The sequence below is a fragment of the Mycobacterium sp. NPDC003323 genome (assembly GCF_053589535.1).
Genome location: NZ_JBSFSB010000001.1, coordinates 111,936 through 128,957, shown reverse-complemented (window position 1 = coordinate 128,957; position 17,022 = coordinate 111,936). Strand labels below are relative to the sequence as shown.

At 68.8% G+C, this 17,022-nt stretch carries 19 protein-coding genes and 1 other RNA gene; 12 read left to right on the top strand and 8 right to left on the bottom strand.

What is annotated here, in order from left to right; translation table 11 throughout:
* Positions 1-2: 2 nt before the first annotated feature.
* The 4 genes from ACWDUN_RS00485 to ACWDUN_RS00470 are packed head-to-tail and all read left to right on the top strand — an operon-like array spanning position 3 to position 3,593.
* The gene (locus ACWDUN_RS00485; protein ID WP_449923088.1) at positions 3-1,388 is read left to right on the top strand and encodes a glutamine synthetase family protein; all 1,386 of its coding nucleotides are present in this window, start codon (positions 3-5) and stop codon (positions 1,386-1,388) included.
* Positions 1,385-2,080 (top strand): ABC transporter substrate-binding protein, encoded by a 696-nt coding sequence (locus ACWDUN_RS00480; protein ID WP_449923085.1) that lies wholly within the window; start codon positions 1,385-1,387, stop codon positions 2,078-2,080. The genes ACWDUN_RS00485 and ACWDUN_RS00480 overlap by 4 nt, the downstream gene beginning before the upstream one ends.
* Positions 2,081-2,082: 2 nt before the next feature.
* Positions 2,083-2,787, top strand: coding sequence for a gamma-glutamyl-gamma-aminobutyrate hydrolase family protein (locus ACWDUN_RS00475; RefSeq protein ID WP_449923082.1), 705 nt, complete (start codon positions 2,083-2,085; stop codon positions 2,785-2,787).
* The gene (locus tag ACWDUN_RS00470; RefSeq protein ID WP_449923079.1) at positions 2,784-3,593 is read left to right on the top strand and encodes a gamma-glutamyl-gamma-aminobutyrate hydrolase family protein; all 810 of its coding nucleotides are present in this window, start codon (positions 2,784-2,786) and stop codon (positions 3,591-3,593) included. The genes ACWDUN_RS00475 and ACWDUN_RS00470 overlap by 4 nt, the downstream gene beginning before the upstream one ends.
* A gap of 12 nt (positions 3,594-3,605) precedes the next feature.
* Here the strand turns inward: ACWDUN_RS00470 and ACWDUN_RS00465 are convergent, their stop codons facing one another.
* Both ACWDUN_RS00465 and ACWDUN_RS00460 read right to left on the bottom strand, forming a co-directional pair.
* Entirely contained in the window at positions 3,606-4,721 is a 1,116-nt protein-coding gene (locus ACWDUN_RS00465; RefSeq protein WP_449923076.1) for a PDR/VanB family oxidoreductase, read from the bottom strand.
* Positions 4,718-5,623: a metal-dependent hydrolase gene (locus ACWDUN_RS00460; RefSeq protein WP_449923073.1), complete on the bottom strand. Its 906-nt coding sequence runs from the start codon at positions 5,621-5,623 to the stop codon at positions 4,718-4,720. The genes ACWDUN_RS00465 and ACWDUN_RS00460 overlap by 4 nt, the downstream gene beginning before the upstream one ends.
* A gap of 104 nt (positions 5,624-5,727) precedes the next feature.
* Between ACWDUN_RS00460 and ACWDUN_RS00455 the strand changes: the two genes are divergently transcribed.
* The 3 genes from ACWDUN_RS00455 to ACWDUN_RS00445 are packed head-to-tail and all read left to right on the top strand — an operon-like array spanning position 5,728 to position 7,446.
* Positions 5,728-6,234 carry a MarR family winged helix-turn-helix transcriptional regulator gene (locus ACWDUN_RS00455; RefSeq protein WP_449923070.1) on the top strand — a complete coding sequence of 169 codons (507 nt, stop codon included), beginning with the start codon at positions 5,728-5,730 and terminating at the stop codon, positions 6,232-6,234.
* Between the two features lie 35 nt (positions 6,235-6,269).
* A complete protein-coding gene (locus tag ACWDUN_RS00450; protein ID WP_449923068.1) occupies positions 6,270-6,641 on the top strand; it encodes a nuclear transport factor 2 family protein in 372 nt (123 codons plus the stop codon).
* A 55-nt stretch (positions 6,642-6,696) separates the two neighbouring features.
* Positions 6,697-7,446 carry an SDR family oxidoreductase gene (locus ACWDUN_RS00445; RefSeq protein ID WP_449923066.1) on the top strand — a complete coding sequence of 250 codons (750 nt, stop codon included), beginning with the start codon at positions 6,697-6,699 and terminating at the stop codon, positions 7,444-7,446.
* A gap of 1 nt (position 7,447) precedes the next feature.
* Here ACWDUN_RS00445 and ACWDUN_RS00440 read toward each other — a convergent pair whose 3' ends face one another.
* Both ACWDUN_RS00440 and ACWDUN_RS00435 read right to left on the bottom strand, forming a co-directional pair.
* Positions 7,448-8,878: an SDR family NAD(P)-dependent oxidoreductase gene (locus tag ACWDUN_RS00440; protein ID WP_449923063.1), complete on the bottom strand. Its 1,431-nt coding sequence runs from the start codon at positions 8,876-8,878 to the stop codon at positions 7,448-7,450.
* Positions 8,879-8,906: 28 nt separating this feature from the next.
* Positions 8,907-9,605, bottom strand: coding sequence for a proteasome protein (locus ACWDUN_RS00435; protein ID WP_449923060.1), 699 nt, complete (start codon positions 9,603-9,605; stop codon positions 8,907-8,909).
* A 22-nt stretch (positions 9,606-9,627) separates the two neighbouring features.
* On the opposite strand from ACWDUN_RS00435, the gene ACWDUN_RS00430 reads away from it, so the two are divergent.
* From ACWDUN_RS00430 to ACWDUN_RS00420, 3 genes are read left to right on the top strand one after another with little or no spacing between them, the layout of a single operon-like run.
* Positions 9,628-10,584, top strand: coding sequence for a DNA polymerase domain-containing protein (locus ACWDUN_RS00430; protein WP_449923057.1), 957 nt, complete (start codon positions 9,628-9,630; stop codon positions 10,582-10,584).
* 45 nt (positions 10,585-10,629) lie between these two features.
* Positions 10,630-10,821: a hypothetical protein gene (locus tag ACWDUN_RS00425; protein WP_449923054.1), complete on the top strand. Its 192-nt coding sequence runs from the start codon at positions 10,630-10,632 to the stop codon at positions 10,819-10,821.
* Positions 10,818-11,123: a DUF2510 domain-containing protein gene (locus ACWDUN_RS00420; RefSeq protein ID WP_449923053.1), complete on the top strand. Its 306-nt coding sequence runs from the start codon at positions 10,818-10,820 to the stop codon at positions 11,121-11,123. The genes ACWDUN_RS00425 and ACWDUN_RS00420 overlap by 4 nt, the downstream gene beginning before the upstream one ends.
* Position 11,124: 1 nt before the next feature.
* Here the strand turns inward: ACWDUN_RS00420 and ACWDUN_RS00415 are convergent, their stop codons facing one another.
* The gene (locus ACWDUN_RS00415; RefSeq protein ID WP_449923050.1) at positions 11,125-12,033 is read right to left on the bottom strand and encodes an alpha/beta fold hydrolase; all 909 of its coding nucleotides are present in this window, start codon (positions 12,031-12,033) and stop codon (positions 11,125-11,127) included.
* Positions 12,034-12,124: 91 nt separating this feature from the next.
* On the opposite strand from ACWDUN_RS00415, the gene ACWDUN_RS00410 reads away from it, so the two are divergent.
* Positions 12,125-13,162, top strand: a complete 1,038-nt coding sequence (locus ACWDUN_RS00410) for a phosphotransferase (RefSeq protein WP_449923047.1) — start codon at positions 12,125-12,127, stop codon at positions 13,160-13,162.
* A 9-nt stretch (positions 13,163-13,171) separates the two neighbouring features.
* Positions 13,172-13,567, top strand: a complete 396-nt coding sequence (locus ACWDUN_RS00405; protein ID WP_449923044.1) for a hypothetical protein — start codon at positions 13,172-13,174, stop codon at positions 13,565-13,567.
* 94 nt (positions 13,568-13,661) lie between these two features.
* Here ACWDUN_RS00405 and ssrA read toward each other — a convergent pair.
* The 3 genes from ssrA to smpB all read right to left on the bottom strand — a co-directional run bounded on the left by ssrA (position 13,662) and on the right by smpB (position 17,022).
* Positions 13,662-14,030, bottom strand: a transfer-messenger RNA (tmRNA) gene (gene ssrA, locus ACWDUN_RS00400).
* 78 nt (positions 14,031-14,108) lie between these two features.
* Positions 14,109-16,385: a putative bifunctional diguanylate cyclase/phosphodiesterase gene (locus ACWDUN_RS00395; protein ID WP_449923041.1), complete on the bottom strand. Its 2,277-nt coding sequence runs from the start codon at positions 16,383-16,385 to the stop codon at positions 14,109-14,111.
* Between the two features lie 130 nt (positions 16,386-16,515).
* Positions 16,516-17,022, bottom strand: a complete 507-nt coding sequence (smpB, locus tag ACWDUN_RS00390) for an SsrA-binding protein SmpB (RefSeq protein ID WP_449923038.1) — start codon at positions 17,020-17,022, stop codon at positions 16,516-16,518.

Genomic DNA, 17,022 nt, shown 5'->3' with positions numbered 1-17,022 from the left:
CGATGACCATGACACCGCTCGACACCCACCGGCACGCCAACGCCGACAGCGCCCTGTTGGCCGAAGTCCTGAACACCATCACCGACCGGGGCGTGGAGTTCGTGTACTTCCAGGCCGTCACCATCACCGGCCGGGTGGTCGGAAAGGTGGCCCCCGCCAAGCACTTCGCGCGTCTGGCCGTCAAGGGCGTGCAGCAACACCAGACCGCGATCGCCAACCTGCAGGGCACCCGCGAGGGCATCCTGCTGGCCGGTGGGGTGAACGCCCCCGAATACACCGCGATCCCCGACCTGGAGACCTTCGCGGTGCTGCCCTGGGACAACAGCTTCGCCCGGGTCTTCTGCCGACTGTATGAACCCGACCACCTCGCCGTCGACGCCGGCATCGAGCTGGCCTGCGATTCGCGCGCGCTGCTACGCCGGGTGCACGACGGCTTCACCGACCGCACCGGTCTGGTGATGCGCACCGGTTGCGAACCCGAGATGACCTGGCAGGGCGACGGTCTGGAGGCACAGTTCCGACCCGGATCCAGCCCGGCGTATCACATCGAGCACCTGGAACGGAACCGCCCGATCGTCAAGAAGGTCATCGAATACGCCACCGCGCTCGGCCTGGACATGATCGAGGGCGACTACGAGGACGAGTTCCAGGTCGAGCTGAACTTCATGTACGACCACGCCAATCAGACCGCCGACCGGCTGACCACCTACCGGCAGATCTGCAAACAGGTCGCCCGCGAACTCGGCATCCACGCCAGCTTCATGCCCAAACCGGCCACCGGCATGATGGGCAACGGCTGCCACCACAACTTCAGCTTCTGGCGCGATGACGTGAACGTGCTCATCGACCCCGGCGTCACGGAGCTGCACCTGTCCGAGATCGGCCGCCATGCCCTCGGCGGGCTGCTCTCCCACTCGGCCGGCGCCATGCTGATCAACGGTTCCACCGTCAACTCCTACAAACGCTACTGGGACGCGGGGCAATTCGCGCCGTCGCGGATCAACTGGGGGCTGGACAACAAGACCTGCACGGTGCGGCTGTCGGCCAACGGCCGGCTGGAGTACAAGCTGCCCGACGCCGCGGTGAACCCGTATCTGTCGCATGCGATCCTGCTGGCCGCGTGCGAGGACGGCATGAAGAACGCCACCGATCCGGGCCGGCCGTGCCAGGGGTCGTCGTATGACACCCCGGCCGACGAGCGCTTCCCGGCGCTGCCGCTGACGCTCGGTGAGGCCATCACCGCCTTCCGCAACGACACCGTCATCACCGAGACCTTCGGACCGAAGCTGTCTCAACTGCTCATCGACTTCCACACCGATGAGTGGGCGCGATTCTGTGGGTACGTCACCGATTGGGAGCGCGAGATGTATTGGAACGATGCCCCGTGAGCGTGTTGAGACTGGCCTGTCTGGACGCCGAGGCTCCTCCGCTGTTCACCCTGTGGACCCCGGAGAACGGCCGCGACGGATACGAGCCCGGGGTCGCCGAGGCACTCGGCAACGAGCTGGGCCGGGAAATCGAATGGGTGCGGGTGCCGTGGGTGGACATGATCCCGTCGGTGCAGCGCGGTGATGCCGATGCGGTGCTGTGCGGGCAGGGCATCACCGCCGAGCGGCAGGCCCAGGTCGACTTCACCCGGCCGTACGCGATCTTCCACGAGGGGGTGCTGGTCCGACGCGGTGACGACATCCATTCCGCCGCTGACCTCGTGGGCCGCAAGGTCGCCGCCATCGAGAACAGCACCAACATGGCACTGGCACAGACGTTCACCGGCGCCGAGCCGGTCGCGTTCGGCGCCGGGTCCGAGGACGTGTACGCCGACATGCTGGCCGCGCTGCTGGCCAAGGATGTCGACGCCGTCGTCGACGACGACGTGGTGTTCGTGCCGCTGGGCGCCACCCATCCCGACTACGAGCTGGCGTTCACGGTGCAGACCGCGAACAAGTGGGGCATCGCCGTGTCCAAGGACCGGCCCGAGACGCTGGCCGAGATCGACGAGGCTCTCGGCCGGCTCATCGCCTCGGGGCGGCTGCAGCAGGTCTGGACGCAGCATCTGCCCACGCTGGACTACCCGTTCTGAGCATGGTCCGTCCGCTCATCGCGGTGATCGGTCGCCGGGCCGCGCAGGTGCCGATCCTGCGCTTCTCCGCGACACTGGCCGCCGAGGCCATCTGCGAGGCGGTGTGGGCCGCCGGCGGCGAACCGGTCATCCTGCACGGGCCGGCCGCCGACCCGGTCGCCGAGCTGCCCGCCCGGCTGGACGCCTTCGACGGTGTGCTGCTGCCCGGCGGCGCCGACCTGGAACCGCACCGCTACGGCGCGGTGCCCGCAGCCGAGACCACCGACGTCGTCGCGTTCCAGGACGATTACGAGATCGGCGTCACGCAAGCCGTCATCGCCAACAGTATCCCGACGCTGGCGATCTGCCGCGGCATGCAGGTGCTCAACGTCGCCCTCGGCGGAACACTGATCCAACACCTGTCCGACCCGTTGCACCACAACAGCATTCATCCCGTACGTGTACTAGAAGGCTCTCGACTGCACAGCATCGTCGGCACCGACACCGTCGAGGTGTCCTCCTACCACCATCAGGCCATCGATATCCTCGGCGCAGATCTCACCGTCACCGCGACCGCCGACGGTGTCATCGAAGCCGTCGAGCACGCGCTCGCCGACATCGTGGCCGTGCAATGGCACCCCGAGGACCGCCACGCCGAATCATTTACCGACGCAGCCCTGTTCGCCGACCTGGTGGACCGCGCACAGAAACGGAGGGAAACACGATGACCACCCGGGTGCTCCGCGAGGACGTCCTGCCCGATCTGCCGATGCCCGAGGCACCACGCGCGCACATCTGCGTGCTGGCGTCGCTGAACTTCCCGGACATCAGCGACGCCGACGTCGCGCTGATCCGACGGTTCACCAAGGTGGCGCTGAGCACGCTGGTCGAACTCGGTGCAGCATATGAACTGTTCGACACCACCGAGCCGCTCGACGATGCCTCGGCGGCGGCCAATTTCGACGGTCTACTGTTGCTCGGTGGCGGTGATATCGACAACGCCTGCTACAACGTCGCCACCCGGCACCCGAAGTCCTACGGTGTCGACGCCCGCGCCGACCGCGACGCCTTCGAGGCCATCGCCGCCGCAGAGGCCGCCGACCGCCCGATCTTCGGGATCTGCCGAGGCTCGCAGCTGCTCAACGTCTTTCGCGGCGGCACCATCATCGGTGACATCGAGGACTACGCGCTGCACCACGGCGCGCCGGGTGAACCCGAGTTCGTCGACGAGCCGATCGACATCATGGCGGGCACCCGACTGGCGTCGATCCTGGGCACCGACCGCGTCACGGGACGGTCCGGGCACCACCAGGCCGTCGACACGATCGGCACCGGCCTGGTGGTCGCCGCGCGGGCGCTGGACGGCATCACCGAGGGCATCGAGGACCCCAGCCGCTTCTACCTCGGCGTGCAGTGGCATCCCGAGGACGACGACGGCCCGGCCGCCGACCGGCTGGCGTTGTTCGGGGCGTTCGTCGACGCCGCCGCGCAAGCGCGGGCCAAAGGCTTGGCAGCGGCCGCCTACGTGGACTGACTCGCAGGAAGCCTAGAGATCCAGCACCAACCGCTCGCCCGGGAACCGGGCCCGCGACACGCAGACCAGCATGTCTCCGGCGGCGCGCTGCTCATCGGTGAGCCGGACGTCACGGTGCTCCACCTCGCCGGACACCACTCGTTGCACGCAGGTGCCGCAGAACCCCTGCTGGCACGAGTAGCCGATATCCGGCCGGGCGCCCCGCAGCGCGGCCAGGGTGCTCTGATTCGCCTGCACCTCAACAATTTCGCCATCGTGCAATTCCAGCTCGAACGGCGCTCCGTCGACCACCGGCAGCGGCGAGAACCGCTCGACGTGCAACTCGGCGTCCGCCGGCACCGCCAGGGCCACCATCTCCATCATCGGCGGCGGACCGCAGGCGTACACCGCGGTCGAGCCGTCCACCCCGTCGAGAAGATCGGCGGCGGTGGGCAATCCGGCGTCGTCGGTGCGCACCGTCACCTTGTCACCGAAGGCGGCCAACTCGTCGAGGAACGGCAGGCTGGCCCGGCTGCGGCCGGTGTAGCGCAACGACCAGGGCACGCCGACGCGGTCGACCAACCGCACCATGGGCAGGATCGGGGTGATGCCGATACCGCCGGCGATGAAACGCAAACTCGTTGCGCGCGAACCCGATCCGGGCAGCGGCATCATGAAACCGTTGCGCGGGATGCTGATCTCCAGCGTGTGCCCCACCGCCAGCTCGTGCATCTCCACCGAGCCGCCGAGCCCTTCGGCGCTGTGGCGCACCGCGATCCGATACTCGTTGCTGCGCTCGGGATCGCCGCACAGCGAGTAATGCCGGGTCCGCCCCGACGGCAGGTACACGTCGATATGCGCCCCGGCATGCCAACCGGGCAACTCGGCGCCGTCCGGTGCGGCCAGCGTCAATGCCACCACCTCGGGATCGGTGGCCACCACATCCCGGCCCGTGACCCGCAGAGTAAGCCGGTTCGACTTCGTCGCCAGCTCGGGTAGGTCCTCGTCGGGAACGAGCTTCATCACCACCGACAGGAAATGCGGCACCGCCGCGCCGGCCACGCGGATCAGCAGATCGGGCGCCGAGCGGTACAGGCCGGGTGGCGGCTCACCCACGTACGGGCGCAGCAGCTTGTCGAGTCTGCTCATGAAAAGGCGCGCGCGGCCGGCGAGCTGGCCAGGTAGGCGACGGCCTGGGCGGTGCTGCCCTCATTCGCCGGGTTGTAATCGCGTTTGAGCAGCGTCAGCCCCGAACGCGCGATGAAGCCCACCGACGGGGTGGACCCGCGCTTGGCGGACTTGCGCAGCTTCCACATCATCCGGATGTAGCCGTCGTTGGGCAGCGCCGGGTCCTCGCGGACCAGGAACTTCATCGCCCGCAGCACGATGGTGAAGAACACGATGCTGGTCAGCGCGCCGGCGGCGGCTTGGGCCACGTAGTCCATGCCGAAGTACTTCGCCACGTTGTAGGACACGTGGCGGTGCTCGACCTCCTCGGCGCCGTGCCAGCGGTACAGATCCGACATCGTGGGGTCGGCGTCGAGCTCATCCCAGTTGTTGTTCAGCGCCCAGTCGCCCAGCACGCCGGTGTAGTGCTCGGCGGCGCTGAGGGCATGGGTTCCCGAAGCCAGCGCCTTGCGCCGGTTGGTCGGGTTGGCCTTGGCCATCCGCAGCTCGTACTGGCCGACGACCCATTCGAGCTGGCGCTGGAACGGCCCGGGATCGATACCGTGGCGCAGCAGGTACTCGTCGAGCACGTCATCGTGGGTCTTGGCGTGCACGGCCTCCTGGCCGATGAACCCGATGATCTCCTCACGCAGCTGGTCGTCGCGCACGTACTCCAGCGCATCGGAGAGCAGTTTGGCGAACCAACGCTCGGCCACGGGCAGCACCAGGTTGAGCGCGGTCACGGAATGCGAGCCGTACGGGTCGCCGGGGATCCAGTGCAGCGGGGCGGCTGACCAGTCGAAATTCACTTTTCGGGGCCGTAGGGCGACTTCTTCGGGGTCGAACGTGTCCGCCGCAGCCGAGTACGCGCGGTCTTCAGGCATTACCCCATACTGCCCGTAAATCCGTCGCGAAAACATCTACAGAGCAAATCCTGCGCCTGCGGGACCCCGGTCCGGACCGCTGACCAGGCGGCATACTCCAGTGCGTGGCGAAGAAGCGGGACGCAGCGCGCGGGGAACCGACGGCCTGGTTGACGCCCGATCAACAGCGCGCCTGGGTCGCCTACATGCGGGTCCAGCTGCGGATGGACTATGAGATGAACCGCCAGTTGCAGGCCGATGCCGGGCTGTCGCTGTCGGACTATCACGTGCTGGTGGCGCTGAGCGCCAATCCCGACGGCATGCGCGTGGGCGACCTGGCCGCCCATATCGGCTGGGAGCGCAGCCGGCTGTCCCACCAGCTGCGGCGCATGGAACAACGCGGATTGACCGCCCGCGAGGCCGGCGCAGGCGACGGCCGCACCACCAACGTCGTGCTGACCGCCGCCGGCCGCACCGCGATCGAGGAGGCCGCGCCGGCGCACGTCGACCTGGTGCGCCGGCTGTTCTTCGACGCGCTGCCGGACACCCTGCTGGCCCCGCTGACCGCGGCGATGGAGCACGTCCACGTCAATCTCAATCTGAACAGCTCGCTGCCGCCCGCGCCGTCGTAGAGTTGCGTGATACATCACCCACCCGAGAGGCGACCATGAGTGACATCGTGACCGGCCTGATGCAGGCGAATCTGCTCGCCGTCTTCAACGAGCGCGACCCGCAACGCCGGGCCGCCGCCATCGCCACGACCTACGCCGATCAGGTCCGCTGGACCGATGACGAGGGCGTCACCGTCGGCCATGACGGGCTCGATGCGAAAGCGGCACAGCTACAGAGCAACCTGGTCGGCATGCATTTCGCGGCCGCCGGGCCGGTACGACAGACCCGCGATTTCGGCCTGCTGGCCTGGGAGGTGCGCCGCGACGAGGACGATGTCGCGGTGATGACCGGATTCGACGCCGCGGTGATCGCCGAGGACCGGATCGCGCAACTGTGGACCGTGCTGACCGGACCACCCTCGGAATAGGTGACATATCACCGAACGTTCTGGCTGTCGCAACACCGCGACGAAAGGAACGATCATGGGACAGCTGCAGAACAAGACGGCACTGGTGACCGGCGGCACCTCCGGTATCGGGCTGGCAGGTGCCAAACGGTTCGCCGACGAGGGCGCCGAGGTCTTCATCACCGGACGCGACCGCGCCCGCCTCGATGAGGCCGTCGCCGCCATCGGCCCACGTGCGCATGCGGTGCAGGGCGATATCAGCAATATCGCCGATCTGGACACGCTGGCCGCCGAAATCGCTTCGCACGGACAGGGTCTGGACATCCTGTACGCCAACGCCGGCGGCGGCGACTTCGCCACACTGGCCGACGTCACCGAGAAGCACTACCGCGACAACTTCGACCGCAACGTGGCGGGCACGGTGTTCACCGTGCAGAAGATGCTGCCGCTGCTCAACGACGGCGCCTCGGTCATCCTGACCGGCTCGACCGCCGCGTCGGAGGCCATCCCCAGCTTCGGCCTGTACGCCGCGTCCAAGGCCGCCATCCGCTCCCTGGGCCGCACCTGGGCCGCCGAACTGGCCGACCGCAACATCCGGGTCAACACCATCGTCCCGGGCCCCATCGAGACGCCCGGGCTGACCGGGCTGGCTACCGATGCCGAGCAGGAAAAGGCGCTCAAGGACGGACTGGCCACCGGCGTCGTGCTCAAACGACTCGGACACGTCGACGAAATCGCCTCGGCTGTACTGTTTTTGGCGACGGACCAGAGCAGCTATATGACCGGCGCCGAGCTGGCCGTGGACGGCGGCAGACTGCAGTTCTGAGTCACCAGGCCGCCGGGGCGTAGTCCTTGAGGAAGCAGCCGTGCACGTCCTCGCCGGCCTCGCCGCGCACGATCGGGTCATACACCCGGGCGGCGCCGTCGACGAGGTCGAGCGGGGCGTGGAAACCCTCCTCGGCCAGCCGCAGCTTGGTCGGGTGCGGGCGCTCGTCGGTGATCCAGCCGGTGTCCACCGCGGTCATCAGGATGCCGTCGGTGGCCAGCATCTCCCCCGCGCTGGTGCGGGTCAGCATGTTCAGCGCGGCCTTGGCCATATTGGTGTGCGGATGGCCGGGCCCCTTATAGCCGCGGCCGAACTGACCCTCCATCGCCGAGACGTTGACGACGTACTTGCGCCGCGCCGCCGCGGCGGCCATCGCCGGACGCAGCCGGCTGACCAGGATGAACGGCGCGGTCTGGTTGCACAGCTGCACCTCGAGCAGCTCCATGGCGTCGATCTCGTCGACGTGCTGGGTCCAGCTGTTGACCGGCGCGGTGTCCGGTAGCAACCCGCCGGCATCGATCGCGGTGCCCGCAGCGATGCGTTCCGGGGACGCGCTGCGCGCCTGCAGCGCGAGCTCGGCGACCGCGTGCGGACTCTGGTGCTCGGCCAGGCTGCCGGCCAGCGCGGCCGGGTGCGCGTCGCTCACCCGGTCGAAGGAGATGACGCCGTCGGTCCTGGCGACCAGTTCGGTGGCCGGGCTGCGTTCGGCCTCCACCAGCGCGGTGTAGGAGCCCGGTGAGCGGCGCACGGTCTGGGCGGCGTTGTTGATCAGGATGTCCAGCGGGCCCGCGGCGGCGACGGTGTCGGCCAGCGCGACGACCTGCGCCGGGTCGCGCAGGTCGATCCCGACGACGCGCAGCCGGTGCAACCAGTCCGCGCTGTCGGGCATCGCGGCGAAGCGGCGCACCGCGTCGTTGGGAAAGCGGGTGGTGATGGTGGTGTGCGCGCCGTCGCGCAGCAGCCGCAGGGCGATGTACATGCCGATCTTGGCCCGGCCACCGGTGAGCAGCGCGCGCCGGCCGGTCAGGTCGGTGCGGGCATCGCGCTTGGCGTGGTTGAACGCCGCGCAGTCCGGGCAGAGCTGGTGGTAGAAGGCGTCGACGACGGTGTAGTGGACCTTGCAGACATAGCAGTGCCGCGAGCGCAGCAGGGTGCCTGCGGTGGCGCCGGCGGCCGTGGACACCAGCGGCAGTCCGGCGGTCTCGTCGTCGATGCGCCCGGGCGCCCCGGTGGCGGTGGCGGCGATGACGGCACGGTCGGCGGCGGCGACCTCGTCGCGCTTGGCGGCCCGTCGCGCCTTGCGGACGGACTTGAAGATGCGGGCGGTGGCCCGGCGCACGGCGACGGCATCGGGGTGCTCCGAGGGCAGTGCCTCGACGTCGGCGAGCACCTGCAGGCAGGTGTTCAGCTTGTCGGGGTCGATCGCGTTCACCGAGGTAGCGTACGGGTTCGACCCTGATTCAGCCGAACAGGTCGTCGAGCGCGCTCTGCTCCAGCTTCACCCAGCGGGCGACGTCCTTGCGGACCGCGTCGACCTGTTTGGGCGTCAGGTGCTGCGCGCCGTCCTCGGGGGTGATGCGGCACAGATCCATCGGCCCGCCGACGCTCGGTGAGGACGCATCCAGCGCGTCGAGCACCCGCAGCGCGGCCACCACGCCGTAGTCGACATCACGTTCGGCCACCTGGAACTGGGTCAACAGCGCGTGCGCCTGCTGCGCCATCGCCGCGCCGCTGCCGACGGCCTGGAAACCCGTCTCCTCGTGATGGCCGAGCAGCGCATTCGGGTCGAGGTCGATGATGAACGGCTTGTCACCGACGTAGCCCGCCGCCAGCACGTAGGTGGCCGGGGTGCCGGCCTTCTCCTGCCCCGGCACCTCGGGGATGAAGTTGTCGTAATGGTGCTGCATGATCGGCCGGACCCGGGCCTGGATGGCGTGCCCGACGTCCTTGGCCTCGACGATGGCGTCGGCCTCCTCGCCGAAGAGCTTCTCGACGTCGTAGAGCACCGCACGCGACCCGCTGCCACCCCAGGCGGCGTTGTCGCCGAGGGGGTGCAGCTTCTGGGCGGGGTAGGTCAGCCCCCGGCCGGGATCGGTGATCTGGGAATCCGATGCCATCACGATTCCGTTGGCGCATCGCAGAGCGAGGACGACGGTCATGATCCGAGCCTACGGTGGGGTCATGACCGCGGACGAGCAGCGTGCCGGCGTCGATCTGACCAACCTGGACCAACCGCTGAGCCCGGACGGCGGGGCCACCAAGCGTGACCTGGTGGACTATCTGGACGCGGTCGCCGACCGGATGCTGCCGGGGCTGGCGGGCCGGCCGCTGACGGTGCTGCGGGTGTTGCGTGGCCGCGCGCCGTTCATGCAGAAGAACGTCCCGAAGTACACACCGGACTGGGTGAAGACGGTGCCGATCTGGGCCGAGGCATCGCACCGGGAGATCCGTTACGCGGTCTGCGATGACCGGCGCACCCTGTTGTGGCTGGCCAATCAGCGCGCCATCGAGTACCACCCGGCGCTGGGGCCGGCCGAGGACATCTACCGGCCGACGCACCTGATCCTGGACCTCGACCCGCCCGACGGCGCCGATTTCGGCGCGGTGGTGGCGGTGGCGTTGTTGGTTCGCCAGGCGCTGGCCGATGCCGGGTTGGCGGGGGCGGTGAAGACCAGCGGCTCGCGCGGGGTGCACATCTTCGTGCCGGTTGATGCTCCGGGTGACGACGTGGCCGCCGCCACCCGCGCGCTGGCCGCCCGTACCGAGGCGCTCGATCCGTCCATCGCCACAACGGCTTTCATCGTCGAGGACCGCGGCGGCAAGGTGTTCGTCGACGCCACCCGCTCCGGCGGCGCGACGGTGGCCGCGGCCTACAGCCCGCGGCTGCGGCCGGGTACGCCGGTGTCGTTCCCGCTCGCGTGGTCGGAGCTTGCCGATGCGCAGCCCGGCGATTTCACCGTGCACACCGCGCTGGAACGCCTGGGCGACCGCGATCCGTGGGCCTCCGAGATGCCCGCACCGCAGCGGCTGCCGGACGACCTGATCGCCCACGGGCACACCATCCCGGTCGCCCGGGTCGCGGCGATGCACGAGGGCAAGCGCCGGGCGAAGGCACGACGCGAACAAGGCTCGGTTTGATCACGGCCATTGCCGATGGATGTGCGCCGACGTTGAATCGTCACGGTGGGAACGCTTGTCCTGATCGTCGGCGTCGCGATGGTGGCCGCGGTGTGCGGCTACGTCTTCGGCCGGCGTAGTCAGCGGCGCACGCGCCGGGTGTTCGTGGTCGGTTTTCTCTGCGGGTCGGTGGCCGGACCGGTGCTGCGGCGCAGGCTGATGCGGGTGTTCGCGGTGCGACGACGGGTTCGGCTGTGAAACTCACCCGGACCACGATCACGCTCGCGGCGGTCTTCGCGGTCATCGCACTGACCGGTTTGGCCATGCGGGTGATCGGCCCGCAACTCGGTCCGGAATCTCATATCGGCCAGGACATGCGGATTTTCGGGCCGCTGGTCGCCATGCTCGGCGGTTTCGGGTTGTTCATGACCCTGTTCGTCGGCGTCCTGAAGTCGCCGAAGAAACCGGCGGCCGGTTGGTATCCCGACGCCCACGATCCGGCGCTGCTGCGCTACTTCGACGGCCGACAGTGGACCGAGCACACCGCTTCCCGGCAATAGGTCAGGATGCCGCGCGGATGAAGTCGACGCCGGCGTTGATGGCGGGGCGGTGCCGCAGGATCCGGTAGTGCGACAGGCGTCCGAGCCCGCGGGTCGTGACCAGCTCCGCACCGGGCCAGGCATCCATGAGCGCCGCGCTGTAGTGATACGGCGCATCGGGATCGTCGGGGTCGTGCACGACCAGCAACGGTGTCGGGGTCTGCAGGTTGGCCCCGATGACGCCGAGATCGGTGTCCGACAACGGCATCTTGATGAGCGTGGCGAGCCGGCGGGCCAGGCCGCCGCGGATGCGCTTCCCGAACCCGTGCCGGGCGGCGAAAAGGTCGAGATAGAAACCGAAGTCGCCCATCGGCGCCAGGAACACCAGGCGTTCGATCGGGGTGCCGCGGGTCAGGGCCAGCGCGGCGGCCTTGGCGCCGAGCGAATGCGCGACGACGGCGCGGGCCGGGCCGTGTGTGCGCACAAACGCGCTGAGCGCCTCGCTGCACTCGACGAGATGCGTACGCCCGGGTGCCAGCGCACCGTGGTCGGAATCATTGTGCGCCGGCAGGTCGAAGGCGATGACGCGGTGACCGGACTCGACGAGCGGTTTGACGAAGACGCCGAGGTGCGCGCGACAACCGCCCCAGCCGTGCACCAGATACACCGTCGGGCCCGCACCCCAGGCCTCCCCCGCCACCCGGTGCCCGGACCAGTACGCCTGCACCGGCTCACTGGGCGGAACACCCGGCGGCATGCGCAGGCTGGCATCCACCACCGGCGGGGTGCACCACAGTTCGGTGGCCCAGCGGGCCCCGATCGCCGGAGCGAACCGTTCCAGCAGGCCCAGCGCACGGCGGATCCGAGGCTCGACCGGCGGCTCGATCCCCGAGCCCGCCTGCCCCTCAGACTGTGCGGTGTCACCGACCATGAAAAATATCCCCTCGCCCGTTGGCGCCGATCCTAGTTGCGGCGCCCGACGCCCTGGCACACTGTCCGCCATCGACCCCAACGTGCGCACCGTGCCGCGACGTCCCGGCGATATCGACGTCGCGACGTTCCGTGCGCTGACCGGCCGCACCGACGTCACCGCCGTCCGGCTCACCGGCGAGGACCACGGCACCGCGCTGCGGGCGCGCCTGGAGGTCGACGGCGGCGCGGGCCTGCCCAGCCGCGCCTTCGTCAAGCTCGCGCCGGTGCGGCCCGCCGAGGCCGTCTTCAATCGGGTGATGAACCTGGCGCACAACGAGGCGCTGGCCTATTGGCTGCTGCGCGACGACCTGGGCGACGCGATCCCAGCCGTGTACGGAACAGCTGCCCGCCGCGGTCGCGCCATCGTGCTGCTGGAAGATCTCAGCGACCGCGACGCGCGTTTCCCCGCGCTGGCCGACGGGGCGAGCGCCGAAGAAGCGCTGGCCGTCGCCCGCGCACTGGGCGCCGTACACCGTCGATTCTGGGGCCGCGGCGACGACGCCGCGTTGGCCGCGTTCGCGCCCAACCGGTCCCGCAGCACTCGGCTCGGACCGCACTCATGGCATCTATTGCGCACCATACCAAGGGATTTCGACGATATCGTCACCCCCGACATCCGGGACACCGCGCTCGGGCTGATCCGGCGGCGCCGCGAGATCGCCCGGATGATGCGCGACGAACCGGCCACTTTGCTTCACGGTGACACCCATCTGGGCAACATCTGCTTCGTCGGCGGGCAGGCGGTGCTGTTCGACTGGCAGATGGCCTCGGTGGGGCCGGCGGTCAAGGACCTCGCCTATTTCGCCGGCACCTCCCTCGACGTTGACATCCGACGCGAGATCGACGCGGCACTGGTGAACGCCTACGTCGACTCGCTGAACAACGATGGCGTACAACGGCTTACGGTCGAGAAGGCGTGGGAGAGCTACCGGCTGTTCGCGTTCACCGGTTTCATCGCCGCCGGTGTCACCGCCGCCTTCGGCAAACGCCTGCAGGGCGTGGCGACGACCCGGGCCGGGTTGCAGCGCGCCGTGGCGGCGATGACGGACCTGGGATCCCTGGAGTTACTCGAAAACCGGTTGAGATGAGGAGCATTCATGCAGACACGCACCCTGGTCCGCGCCATCGGCATCGCCCGCACCTTCGGTGGGCTGTCGGCGTATGTGTGGCCGGACGCGTTCGCCAAGTACGGGCAGCTTCCCGAGGCCGCCGGTAACGCCGACGCGCGGTACGTGTCGCGGTTGTTCGGCGCCCGCGACATCGTCATCGGCCTGGCGACTGTCGCCGGCCCGTCGCAGCGCACCGGCCTGTGGATGGGCGTGGCGTTCGACGCCTTCGACACCGCGTCGAACCTGCTGGCCGGTCGCGACGGCAAGGAAGCCCGCTGGGTCGGTGCGGCGAGCACGTTGACGGCCGGATTCACCGTCGGTGGGGTGCTGGTGGGGCGGCGCTGGGCGGCCGAGGACCGGCAAACTGCTCCGAATCTGAACTAGATGGCGCCTTCGGCGTGATTTTCGTCATCTTCTTCAGGTTCGGCGCAAGAAGCCGCGGACGAAAAAGGCCCGGACCTCGCGGTCCGGGCCTTTCATGTGGAGCTGCCGGGAATTGAACCCGGGTCCTACGGCATTCCCTCAAGACTTCTCCGTGCGCAGTCCGCTATGCCTCTACTCGGATCTCCCGGTCACGCGAACAAGCCGAGATGACGATCCCAGTCGCTGTTTGATGTCCCCACGGGTCCCGCGACCGAACCCGTGGGTGGGTCCCTCTAGCTGATGCCAGGGTCCGGGCCGAGGGCGCTCCCGGTCTGACAGACACGCAGTCGCTTAGGCAGCGAGTGCGTAGTCGCGCTGATTGGAATCGGCGCTTAATTGGTTGCAACGACGCTTACGGTGGTCTCTTGCCTGCACCGGCACGCTTCCCTTGATTCGATGCGCGAAGTCGAAACCGTTCAGCCCCTCGCATCCCCGCCGACCTTCGGCAGGATTTTCCATACTACCGGTCATCCCAACAACTGCCAGCGAGTTTTTACTCCCGTCAGCAGCCGCAGCCCCGCACGCACTCCAAGGTGTCGGCCAGGTCTGCGATCGGCACCGGGCGACCGAACAGGTATCCCTGCGCCAGTTGCCCGCCGGCACGGCACACCATATCGGCCTGCTCCGACATCTCGATGCCCTCGGCGATCACCGCGAGTCCCAGATCGTCACACAACCGCAGCACCGACCGGTACAGCGTCAGGTCGCGTTCGGGCGATCCGCCGACGGCCAGGCTGCGATCCAACTTCACGATGTCGACCGGCAGCGCGTGCAGGTAGGTCAGCGAGTTGAACCCGGACCCGAAATCGTCGAGTGCGATCTTCACGCCGAGATCGGCGAACCGGTTGATCTGGGTGGCGGCCCTGTCCAGGTCGACGATCGGCACCGTCTCGGTGATCTCCAGCACCAGTCGCCCCGGCGGGATGTCGTGCCGCCTGAGCACCTCGCGGACCTGCCACTCGAAGCCCGGATTGCCCAGCCGCGCGCCACCGATGTTGACGTGGATGTCGAGGTCCAGCCCGCAGGCGGTCACCTCGGCACACGCCATGTCGAGCACCAGCGCGTCGAAGTCCGCGCCCATCCCGGCCGCCTCGACGTCGGCGACCAGGGTCTCCGGTGAGATGTCGATGCCGTTGGCCGCGGTCCAGCGGGCCAGCGCCTCCACGGCCACCGGACGTCCGCTGCTGATCTGCACGATCGGCTGATAGACCAGGCGGAAACCGAGCGGTGTGCGGCCGCCACTGCCGCGCATGACCGTCGGGAAGTCGACCACCGCACCGACGGCCGGGTTGTAGACGATCGCGGTGTCCTTACCCATCCGCTTGCTGGCATACATCGCGACATCGGCCTGTCGCAGCAGGTCGTCGGACGTCTGCGCCAACCCGTCGGTATCCGGGCGGACCAGTCCCATGCTGGCCTTGACCTGCACCGAGGTGCCGTGCACGGGAAACGGATCGCGCAGGGCGATGCGCAACCGCTCGGCCGCACCCTCCAACTGTTCACCGTGCTCGGCGGTGCTCTCGATCAGGACCGCGAACTCGTCACCGCCGATGCGGGCCAGCGTGTCACCGTCGGCGACGCAACGCACCAACCGCTCCCCCACCGCGCACAGCAGGTCATCGCCGGCACCGTGGCCGAACCGGTCGTTGACCTCCTTGAAGTCGTCGAGGTCCAGGTAGATCAGCACGAACCGGCCGTGCGCCATCGCCTCGGCGAGCCGGCGGGCGAACAACGTCCGGTTCGGCAGCCCGGTCAGCGCATCGTGATGCACCTGATGGGCCAGGCCGCGCTGGGCCCAGTACAGCGACTGCGTCAGCGCCCGCTCGGCGCGGGTGGCCAGCACCTGCCGCGTCGCCACCAGACCCACCATCAGCACCGTCAGCACCACCGCGGCGGTCGGCAGCTGCTGTCCGATGACCGTGTGGAAGGTGAACAGCACGGCAATCCCGAGGAACCCGACGTAGGGCAACACCAGCTGCAGCCAGTCGTCGCGGCGGCTTGCACCGCTGCGGTCCAGGTGTGAGGTCTGCAGGAACGACAGCCCGATCAGCGCCGGGCCGAGGATCAGCCCGATACCGGCCCATCGGTCGGCGCCGGGCACGTCGACCGCGCGAAAGTAGGCCAGCAGCCGGTTGGCCGACCCCATCATCAGCAGACCGCCGGCCAGCAGCAGATAGTTGGTGCGGTTCGGCCGGCTCGGGTCGTAGATCATGGCGATCACCACGACCGCGGCGACGACGAAGATCTCGGCGCTGATGAAGGCGACGTCCAGCACGCGCATGCCGGGGCTGAACGCGGCGAACTTGCTGCCGAGATTGCTCATCAACGCCAGGATCAGGAACGCGATCCCGGCGATCACCCCGTCGAGCGCGTTGGTGACGAACGGCTGGCGCAGCGGGCTGTCGTGCGGGGCGGCCACGCCGCCGCTGGAGCGCAGCAGCAACACCACCGAGGTCAGCACCAGCACCGGCAGGCACATGTAGACGATCCGCACCAGCGCCGGGGCGTGGTTGCCCGTCCCGGTCCACCACAGCGTCTGGCCTATCACCCAGGTCACCAGCGCGGCCACGAACACCAGCCGCCACCACCGGTCGGCGCCGTGCACCCGCATCGCGATCACGCCACCGCAGATCGCGGCGCCCAGGCCCACGAGCATCTGCAAGGCCATCTCACCGGTGCGCGCCGCGTCGTCACCCCAGAGCGCCAGCGCGTTGACCGCGGCCAGCACGACGACGCCACCGACCACCCGAAGGAGTAGACGCGAGCGTCGCACTGTCACGCATCCCCCTCCACGTCCGCGCACGTGGGACTCACGATATCGCTGCGAGGACGCCGGGCACGAGCGTGCGCGAACTACTCGGTGGACGCGGCGTGTCGGGGTGCAGACCCGCACGCTCGCCGGGGAAGAGTCAGTACATGCCCTTGGCGCGGCGGCCCAGCTCGCGGACCACCTCACGCTGGGCGTCGCGCTTGGCAAGGTCCTGCCGCTTGTCGCGGGCCTCCTTACCGCGGGCCAGCGCCAACTCGACCTTGACCTTGCCGTCGACGAAGTACAGCGACAGCGGCACCAGCGTCAGGTTGCCGTCGCGGATCTTGCCGACCAGGGTGTCGATCTGGCGCCGGTGCAGCAGCAGCTTGCGGTTGCGCCGCGGGGCGTGATTGGTCCAGCTGCCGTGGTGATACTCGGCGATGTGCAGGTTGCGCAACCAGATCTCACCGTCATCGACGGTGGCAAAGGCGTCCACCAGCGAGGCCTGCCCGTCGCGCAGGCTCTTGACCTCGGTGCCGACCAGCACGACCCCGGCCTCGAAGGTCTCCAGGATCGAATAGTTGTGCCGCGCCTTGCGATTGGTCGCGACGACGAAATTGTTCGCCTTCTCGCCGGCTTTGTCCGGCTTCTTGCTCTTGGTTGCCAT